Source organism: Corallococcus sp. RDP092CA (genome assembly GCF_041903675.1).
Lineage (GTDB): Bacteria > Myxococcota > Myxococcia > Myxococcales > Myxococcaceae > Corallococcus.
This window is the reverse complement of record NZ_JAYESI010000131.1, coordinates 1-411: the sequence shown is the minus strand read 5'-3', so window position 1 is coordinate 411 and position 411 is coordinate 1. Positions and strand designations below refer to the sequence as shown.

The 411-nt window shown below is 71.5% G+C and carries 1 protein-coding gene; it reads right to left on the bottom strand.

Annotated features, from left to right (window positions below; all coding sequences use genetic code 11):
- A partial coding sequence (locus U8525_RS34490; RefSeq protein WP_374270974.1) for a transposase occupies nucleotides 1-411 on the bottom strand: 411 nt, incomplete at both ends.

The following is a 411-nucleotide window of genomic DNA, read 5'->3' as shown; positions in this document are numbered from 1 at the left end:
CGCGCAGCGGTGTCTCGTCGGCCCACACCACCTCCGCCGAGGCGATGCACTGCAGGAGGTGCGAGGACAAGGGCAGCAGCACCTCGGCCGACTGGTGGAAGAGGTCCGTCAGCGTGCTGCGGCTCATGGGGACGCCGCCGCGCTCCATCCGCTGAGCCAGCCGGTGCAGGGGCATGGCGTCCGCGCACTTGGAGACGACGACGTGGGCCAGGAGACCCGGCCCGTACTCGCCCTTGTCAACCACCTTGAGCGGCGCGGGCGCGGTGACGACACCTCGGCCGCAGGCGCACGCCAGGACTTCCTGCACGTGCACCTGCTTCTCAAAGAGGGCCGGCACGTACTCGTACACCACCGTCCGTCTCCCCTCGCCCAGGGGCTTGAGCGCCTCACCGCCGCACGCCGGGCAGCGCC